Below are 7,929 nucleotides of genomic sequence, written 5' to 3' on the forward strand. Positions count from 1 at the left end.
GCCGGCCTGTGCGGCCACGATCCACAAGGCGCAGGGGTCGGAATATCCGGCGGTGGTGATCCCGGTGATGACCCAGCACTACGCCATGCTGCAGCGCAACCTGCTTTATACCGGCGTCACCCGCGGCAGGAAGCTGGTCGTGCTGGTGGGCCAGAGGAAGGCCATCGCCATTGCCGTGAGAAATGTCGCGGGACGGCGGCGCTGGACGAAGTTCGCTGAATGGCTCGCCGCGGCGTAGGGTCCGGGTTCGCCTCAGACGCACAATACCATCCACGGCAACCAGGCGATGGCCGGTTGTGGTAACGCGCAAGGTGCTGTTCATATTGTCGGCAGGCTGGATTCAGCGGAGCCGGGATGAGCAGCGGGAATGCCGAAGTCGTCAGCGCCCGGGGGATCGTCAAGGCATTTCCCTCCGTGGGCGGGCCGGTGGCGGTCCTCAACGGGGTCGATCTGGCGTTGCGCCTGGGCGAAAGCCTCGCTGTGACAGGCGAGTCGGGCAGCGGCAAGAGCACGCTGCTGCACCTGATTGCCGGGCTCGACGTGGCGGATGGGGGTGCGCTGACGGTCTTGGGGACCGACCTGCGCGCGGCTGACGACCGCGCCCGCGCGGCGCTGCGTCGGGACCGGGTCGGGATGGTTTTCCAGCAGTTCAACCTGATCCCGTCCTTGACGGTCGCCGCGAACCTGGCCTTTCAGGCTCGCCTGGCAAAACGTCACGATCCGGCGCGCGTGACCGCGCTGGCCGAGGCGCTGGGGCTGTCGGGCCTGATGGGGCGCTACCCGGAACAGCTGTCGGGCGGGCAGCAGCAGCGGGTTGCGATCGGGCGGGCGCTGGCCGGGCAGCCGCCGCTGGTGCTGGCGGACGAGCCGACCGGCAATCTGGACGAGGCGACCGGCGATGCGGTGGCCGCACTGATGCTGTCGCTGGTCCGCGGGCAGGGCACGACGCTGGTGCTGGTCACCCATTCGCTGCGGCTGGCGGGATTGTGCGACCGCCGTGTCCATCTCAGCGTCGGACGCCTCGCGTGATCGGGCGGGCGCGCCTCGTGCTCTTGGCGCTGCTGTCGCACTGGCGCCGGCGGCCGTTGCAGCTTGCCATGCTGCTGGCGGGCATCATGCTGGCGACGGCGCTGTGGTCGGGCGTGCAGGCGGTGAACGCCGAGGCGCGGGCGAGCTATGCCGAGGCTGCCGACCAGTTCGGCACCGGCGCACTGGACCGGCTGGAGCCGGGACCGGGCACGGTCCTGACGACCGCCGACCATGTGGCGCTGCGGCGCGCGGGCTGGATCGTCTCGCCGCTAGTCGAGGGGAGGCTGCGTGCGGGCGAGGGCCGCGTCGCTGTGCTGGGGATCGAGCCGGCGACGCGGGTGGCGCTCGGGCCGGCCCAGGGCGCAGAGATCGGGGCGGGCGACCTGCTGGGTTTCATCACCCCGCCGGGCCTTGGCTATGCGGATGAGGCGACCATTCGGGAACTGGAGGGCGCCGACCTCGGCGGCCTGACCGTCGCGCAGCGTGAAGGCCTGCCGCCGGACACGCTGGTGGTGGATGTGGGGATCGCGCAACGGCTGCTCGGGCTTGGCGACCGGCTTTCGGCGCTGGTCGTCGCGCCGGACCAGCCCCAAGGGCTGCCGCCGCTGGAAAAGATCGCGCCGCATCTGCTGCTAAAGTCGCCGCAGGACCGCGCCGATCCGGCGGCACTGACGGCGAGCTTCCATCTCAACCTCACGGCCTTTGCGCTCTTGTCCTTCATCGTGGGCCTGTTCATCACCCAATCCGCCGTGGGCCTGGCCTTCGAGCAGCGCCGCCAGGTGGTCCGCACATTGCGCGCGCTCGGGGTGCCGCTGGCCGAGGTGCTGGGGGTGATGGCGGCGGAGTTGGCGATCCTGGCCCTGGTCGCGGGGCTTGCGGGCATCCTGTTGGGATGGGCCGTGGCGGCGGCGCTGATGCCGGGGGTGGCGGCGACGCTGTCGGGGCTCTACGGGGCCGAGGTGTCCGGTGCGCTCGCCCTGCGACCCGGATGGATGCTGTCGGGCTTGGGCATGGCGCTGGCCGGCGCCGGCTTGGCAGGCGCGCGCGGGTTGCTGCGGACTGCGCGGATGCCGCTGCTGGCGGCGGGGCAGGCCCGGCCTTGGGCCTTGGCCGCGGCGCGCGGGTTGCGGCGGCAGATGGTGGCGGTGGGAGCGCTGGTGCTGGCGCTGCCGCTCTGCCTCGCTTGGGGCGGGCTGGTCGGGGGCTTTGCCGCGCTGGCCTGCGGGCTTCTGGCGGCGGCGCTGCTGCTGCCGGTGGTGCTGGACGCGGCGCTGCGCTGGCTTTCGGGACGCACCCGCGGCGTGCTGGCGCAATGGTTCGTCGCCGACACGCGCCAGCAGCTCGGCGGGCTGTCGCTGGCCCTGATGGCGCTGATGCTGGCGCTGGCCGCGAACATCGGCGTGGGCACGATGGTCGGCAGCTTCCGCAGCACCTTCACCGGCTGGCTGGACCAGCGCCTCGTGGCCGAGCTTTACGTCAACGCCCGCAACGAGCCCGAGGCCGCCGCCATCCGCGACTGGCTGGCCCCGCAGGTGGACGCCATCCTGCCGATCTGGAGCATGGAAGTCCCACTGCGGGGCCAGCCCGGCCGCGTCTTCGGCGTCGTCGATCACGCGACCTATCGCCAGCACTGGCCGATCCTGCGCGCGCGACCGGGCGCCTGGGACGAGGTGGCCCGAGGGACGGCGGTGCTGGTGAACGAACAGCTTTACCGGCGCGCGGGCCTCGCCTTGGGCGACAGCCTCGACCTGCCCGGCGGCGCGCTGCCGGTGGCGGGAGTTTATTCCGATTACGGCAACCCCAGCCCGCAGGCGATCCTCGGGCAGGGCAGCTTCATGCGCCGCTTCCCCGATGCGCCGCGCCTCAACCAGGCGGTTCGTGTGGCCCCGGAGCGCGCGGCGGCGCTGGCCGAGGCGCTGCGGGAACGCTTCGACCTGCCCGACAGCGCCGTGACCGACCAGCGGCAGGTCAAGGCAGTGTCGCTGCGGATCTTCGAGCGGACCTTTGCCGTCACCGCCGCCCTGAACGTCCTGACTCTGGGCGTGGCGGGGATCGCGCTGCTGACAGGGCTGCTGACTCTGGCCTCGATGCGGCTGCCGCAGCTGGCCCCGGTCTGGGCCGCAGGCTTGACGCGGCGGCGGCTGGCGCGGCTGGAACTGGCGCGGACGCTGGCGCTGGCGGCGGCGACGGCGGTCTATGCGGTGCCGGTGGGCCTGGGTCTCGCCTGGATGCTTCTGGCCGTCATCAACGTCGAGGCCTTCGGCTGGCAGTTGCCGATGCGCCTGTCGCCCGAGCTGATCGCGCGCCTCGGCCTCGCGGCGCTGGCGACAGCACTTGCGGCGGGCGCGCTGCCGGCGCTGCGCCTGGCCCGCATCACGCCCGCGCAACTCTTGAGGGTCTTCGCCGATGAACGCTAGCCGATGGCTCATCCTGCTGATCCTCGGCACCCTGCCCGCCTGGGGGCAGGAGCAGGGCTTCGCCGGCCTCGGAATCAATGTCGAGGGCTTTGCCCTGCCCGATCCCACCCGCGAACTTGCCTTTCCGCAGGACCACGGCGCGCATGAGGATTTCCGCATCGAATGGTGGTACCTGACTGCCAACCTGCGCGACGCGGACGGTCGCGACTACGGGGCGCAATGGACGCTGTTCCGCTCGGCCCTGTCGCCCGACGGGACCGGCAAGGGCTGGTCGGTCCCGCAGGTCTGGATGGCCCATGCCGCCGTGACTATGCCGGACAGCCATCACCTCGCCGAGCGCTTCGGCCGCGGCGGCATCGGCCAGGCGGGCGTGACCGCCCAGCCCTTCGCGGCCTGGATCGACGACTGGTCCATGCGCGCGCCCGAGGGCGCCGGAGGCATCGACCGGCTGACGATCAAGGCGCGGGGCAGCGACTTCGCCTATGCGCTGGAAGCCGTGGCGGACGGCCCGCTCGTCCTGCACGGGCAGGGCGGCTATTCGGTCAAGGGGCCGGGCGGGCAGGCGAGCCACTATTACAGCCAGCCCTTCTATCGCGTGACGGGTAGCCTGATGCTGCCCGAGGGCAATGTGGAGGTCACCGGCCTTGCATGGCTGGACCGCGAGTGGTCCTCGCAGCCCCTCGACCGCAGTCAGAGCGGCTGGGACTGGTTCGCCTTCCATCTCGACGATGGCCGCAAGCTGATGGTGGCCCGCGTCCGGGGGGCCGAGCCATACCTCTTCGGCAGCCTGATCGAGGCGGATGGCCGCGTGCGGACATTAGGTGGCAATGACATCGCCCTGCGCCCCGGCCGGGGGACGCCGCCGGTGTCCTGGTCCGTGGACCTGCCCGGCGAGGAGCTGGCGCTGGTGGTCGAGGCGGTCAATCCGCAGAGCCGCATGACAACCTCGGTACCCTATTGGGAAGGCCCAGTCAGGGTCGGCGGCACCGTCACCGGGCGCGGCTACCTGGAAATGACAGGATATCCCCCGGAGTGACAGTCCCAAGGCAGTATGCCGGCAACTGGCGTCCTCCGGCTCGGCGCTACAGAAGCATGGCGGTGCCCAGAATGAATCTGTCCAAAATCAGGGCCGCCAGGCTGAAGTGCCTCATGATGGAACCAGCAGCGGAGACGCGCTTCTTCTGTGATTGCTGTCCCCAGTGCAAGAAGCCTTTTTCCTTCTTGAGCGTGTGATCGCGTGCGGTCTTCTGCAAGGCATTTCATGCGGCATCTTCAGAAGCCGCTGGCCGGTACGGTGATCTGCGGGTCAGGTCCAAATCCAACTTTCGAGTTGCGAACTCTTGCGCGTTCCACTGGTTGTGACCCACAATCTCGACTGCCAGGCTCCACGACAGCCAGGTCTGGGACGGACTGCTGCACGGCGAGGAGACGTCGGTCTGGGCTGACAAAGGCTATGTCAGCGCCATCCCGAGGCTGCGTTCAAGGCGCCAGGCAGGGTCTGGGGTATAATGCGCAAGGCCTTGAAAGACGGCAAGCTGCATCCCCTTGACGAACGGATCAACCGCCTCCTCGCCATGGTGCGGGCCAAGGTCGAGCGCCCGTCTCGAGTGATCAAGCGCCAGTTCGGCCACGTGAAGACCCACTACCGCAGCCTCGCCAAGAACCGCATCCAACCTTTGACGCTGTTCGCGCTCGGCAACCTGTTTCTGTTGCGAAGGAGGCTGAAGGCATAAGGACGAGGCTGTCCAAGAATCAAAAAAATTCCGCCATGGCGGCGTGAAAGCCCGGAAATCAGTCAGAACTGTGAAGTCGCGCAGGCGGTCTCACTGTCAGGGAGCCAACTCGGCGCAGCCGGTTCAGTTCATCAGACGTTCCTACAAATTTCCATCACCAACTTTCAGCGGCTCCACCGGCGTTTCCGCCTGCTCCTTATCGCCAGCTGCGCCACAGCCACGCCGCGACATCGCCAAGATCGCCGGCGCGGGCAAGGAGATGCTCCCGTTCCAACGCGGGTGGCGCATGCTTGCGGTCGAGCCGTTCCAACATGCGGCTCAGTCGCCGGCGATGGATGCCTGTCCAAAGCTGAATCGGATCGGCCAGCAAGCCCGCAAAAGTGGTCACAAGCGAGGCGGCTCCGGTCAGAAACAGACCAGCGAAGAAAAGCTCGGCCGTGGAAAGTTCGGTCGGGAACGCCCCGTACCACATCCGCCCGATCCAGCTGCCCAAGGCGAAATCCTCGATGGCCTGCGCCTGTGCCCTCAGATGCGCCACCGGTCCCGCTAGAGAGATGACCCCGGGGGTGACGCGATGGAAGATGAGCAACCCGGCAAGCACCACGATCAGCGAGGTCGTGATCTCGGCAACCGCGTTACGCGTCTCGGCATAGCTGGAGATTGCGGCATCGATTTCATCGTCCGAGGCAGCCGGCGAAATCCCTCTCTGGTCGAGTTGAGCGAAGAAGCCCCTCAGATTGGATTCCAACTGGCGCGACAGATCCGAGGTCAGGAATATCCTTCGCGTCGCCAGCCATCGCCCAAGCCATCGCAAGCGACAAAGATCCGCGAGCCGAGCGCTCAGTTTGATCAGCAGGAACATGGGCGACAGCATCACGTTGACAGGCGCCCGCACCATGTCCCAAGGCAGGGCTGCCCGGTGCAGGGTCAACGTTCCCTTCACGCCGTATGTGGCGCGTACGAACCGGCGAATCTCCGCGTCCCGCGGCTTGTCAGTCGAGTTGTGCTGCATGGACGCGTGCGACCTCATCAGGCTGGCCCGTCAATTATGTATGTCCATCCGGCAGGGGATCAAAGGCGTGCGGTTACAGGGAAGCGAGCGAGCACTTCCTCGATCCCAGACAGGTTCACGGCTGGTTCAAGCTGGTCGCTCTGCTTGCTGATCGGTTTTGATGCTGTTGCAGCCGACCACGGCGGCTGGTTGGTAAGGTCGTAGACGCTCGACATGACCTTTGCATGGTCGCGGGGACCAACAGCGGCATGGTGGTGACGGAGGTCGAACAGGACATTGCAAGACTGCAGGCCGTCAGTCAGCTGCAGGCGGCGCAGCGGCGTAGGCGCAGAAGATTTAGGCGTGAGTTGAAATAATGACGCAATGATCTGAAGAACAATAATCTAGATTTTTTACAATGAACATTTCAGGGGCAGCCACATCATCAGAGGCAAGGTACGGATAATAACTGAAAAGAAGGCATCCGCACCTTGTAGGCGATTACAAATTCATTCTGCGAACACTCCGCGAGCGTTTTAAGCATTGAATTATCTTTTATCGGATTTTGTAACCGAGCTGTCCTGTGCCATCATTCCTTTATCCGTTGATCCTCGACGGCATTCGCTTCTCAAGAGGTAAATGGGTTACCAGCATGGCCATAAATCACAAAAAAGGCTCGAACTTGGCCGACTATCTGGTGGGGTCGCCGGGCCGCGACCTCATTCTCGGTCTCGGCGGCGCCGACAGTCTGCTGGGTGACGGGGACGTCAGCAGGGACGATGGCGAGAAGGCCGATCTGCGTGGCGCCACAGATGCCCTGCACGGCGGGCAGGGCAACGACATGCTTTGGGGCGACGGCCGCGTCATGGGGGGCGGATACAGCGCCGTAGCAACGATCAACGGCGGCAATGACCTCCTGCATGGTGGTGCCGGAGAGGACACGCTCTACGGCGATGGAACCACCGGCACCCGGGAATATGCACGCAGTTCGGGTATCCGCAGCGTTCGTGACATCCTTCATGCTGGCTCTGGCAATGACGTGCTTTTTGGAGACGGCCATGCAATGGCAGGCCCTGTCAGCGAGCGCGCCTGGATGATTGGCGGTGCCGACAGCCTGTTTGCTTGGGACGGCAATGACCTCCTCTATGGAGACGGTATCGCCTCGGGGACTATTTCCACCAGCGGCTACAGGACCGGCGGCAGCGACCTCCTGGACGGCGGCAAGGGCCAGGACACTCTCTATGGGGACGGCATCATCTCTGCGGGCAGTTTCGGCGACGGAGAGATGACGGGAGGCAGGGACAGCCTGCATGGCGGCGCAGGCGACGATGTCCTTTATGGCGATGGCGGGATCGGGACCTTCAGATCCTTCGCGAAGCTCATTGGCGGAGATGACAGGATCCGGGGCGGCAGCGGCAACGACCTCATGGTGGGTGACGGCTGGGCCAATGGCGGAGGGGTCGTGATCGAAGGAGGCAACGACCTTCTCGATGCCGGATCGGGCAATGACACGATCCGTGGAGACGGAGAGTTGAGCGCGGCACCGGGCCACAACCTCGGCACCGGCAATCTGGCGGGAGGCAATGACACGATCATCGCAGGATCGGGCGCGGATTCCGTGCTCGGTGACGGGGTAATCCTCCCATTTCTAACGGGGTCCATTCGTAGAACTCATGCGGCCATTTTCAGTTTCTGGGCGGGTGTGATGCCGCCGATGCCCATGTTCGGGCGGTCGTTGTTGTAAGTCCAGAGCCATTGC

At 66.6% G+C, this 7,929-nt stretch carries 8 protein-coding genes and 1 pseudogene; 6 read left to right on the forward strand and 3 right to left on the reverse strand.

Annotation, left to right across the window (positions count from 1 at the left end; genetic code table 11):
* From H5395_RS17100 to H5395_RS17115, 4 genes are all read left to right on the forward strand, one after another.
* A partial coding sequence (locus tag H5395_RS17100; protein ID WP_182793737.1) for an ATP-binding domain-containing protein occupies positions 1–238 on the forward strand: 238 nt, incomplete at its 5' end.
* Between the two features lie 116 nt (positions 239–354).
* Positions 355–1,029 (forward strand): ABC transporter ATP-binding protein, encoded by a 675-nt coding sequence (locus H5395_RS17105; protein ID WP_182793738.1) that lies wholly within the window; start codon positions 355–357, stop codon positions 1,027–1,029.
* 68 nt (positions 1,030–1,097) lie between these two features.
* On the forward strand, positions 1,098–3,446 hold the full coding sequence (locus H5395_RS17110) for an ABC transporter permease (RefSeq protein WP_182793745.1): 2,349 nt from the start codon (positions 1,098–1,100) through the stop codon (positions 3,444–3,446).
* Positions 3,436–4,482 (forward strand): lipocalin-like domain-containing protein, encoded by a 1,047-nt coding sequence (locus tag H5395_RS17115; RefSeq protein WP_182793739.1) that lies wholly within the window; start codon positions 3,436–3,438, stop codon positions 4,480–4,482. Before H5395_RS17110 ends, H5395_RS17115 begins: the two co-directional genes overlap by 11 nt.
* A gap of 46 nt (positions 4,483–4,528) precedes the next feature.
* Here H5395_RS17115 and H5395_RS17120 read toward each other — a convergent pair whose 3' ends face one another.
* Positions 4,529–4,699 (reverse strand): hypothetical protein, encoded by a 171-nt coding sequence (locus H5395_RS17120; protein WP_182793740.1) that lies wholly within the window; start codon positions 4,697–4,699, stop codon positions 4,529–4,531.
* Between the two features lie 255 nt (positions 4,700–4,954).
* On the opposite strand from H5395_RS17120, the gene H5395_RS17125 reads away from it, so the two are divergent.
* A complete protein-coding gene (locus tag H5395_RS17125) occupies positions 4,955–5,179 on the forward strand; it encodes a transposase (protein ID WP_182793741.1) in 225 nt (74 codons plus the stop codon).
* A 196-nt stretch (positions 5,180–5,375) separates the two neighbouring features.
* On the opposite strand, the gene H5395_RS17130 is transcribed toward H5395_RS17125, so the two are convergent.
* Both H5395_RS17130 and H5395_RS17135 read right to left on the reverse strand, forming a co-directional pair.
* Entirely contained in the window at positions 5,376–6,191 is an 816-nt protein-coding gene (locus H5395_RS17130) for a DUF6635 family protein (RefSeq protein WP_182793742.1), read from the reverse strand.
* 59 nt (positions 6,192–6,250) lie between these two features.
* On the reverse strand, positions 6,251–6,406 hold the full coding sequence (locus tag H5395_RS17135) for a hypothetical protein (RefSeq protein WP_182793743.1): 156 nt from the start codon (positions 6,404–6,406) through the stop codon (positions 6,251–6,253).
* A gap of 416 nt (positions 6,407–6,822) precedes the next feature.
* On the opposite strand from H5395_RS17135, the pseudogene H5395_RS17140 reads away from it, so the two are divergent.
* A pseudogene (locus H5395_RS17140) lies at positions 6,823–7,695 on the forward strand (calcium-binding protein); the annotation flags it as partial.
* Between the last annotated feature and the right edge of the window lie 234 nt (positions 7,696–7,929).

Origin of the sequence: Paracoccus sp. MC1854 (assembly GCF_014164635.1) — a bacterium.
Taxonomy (GTDB): domain Bacteria; phylum Pseudomonadota; class Alphaproteobacteria; order Rhodobacterales; family Rhodobacteraceae; genus Paracoccus.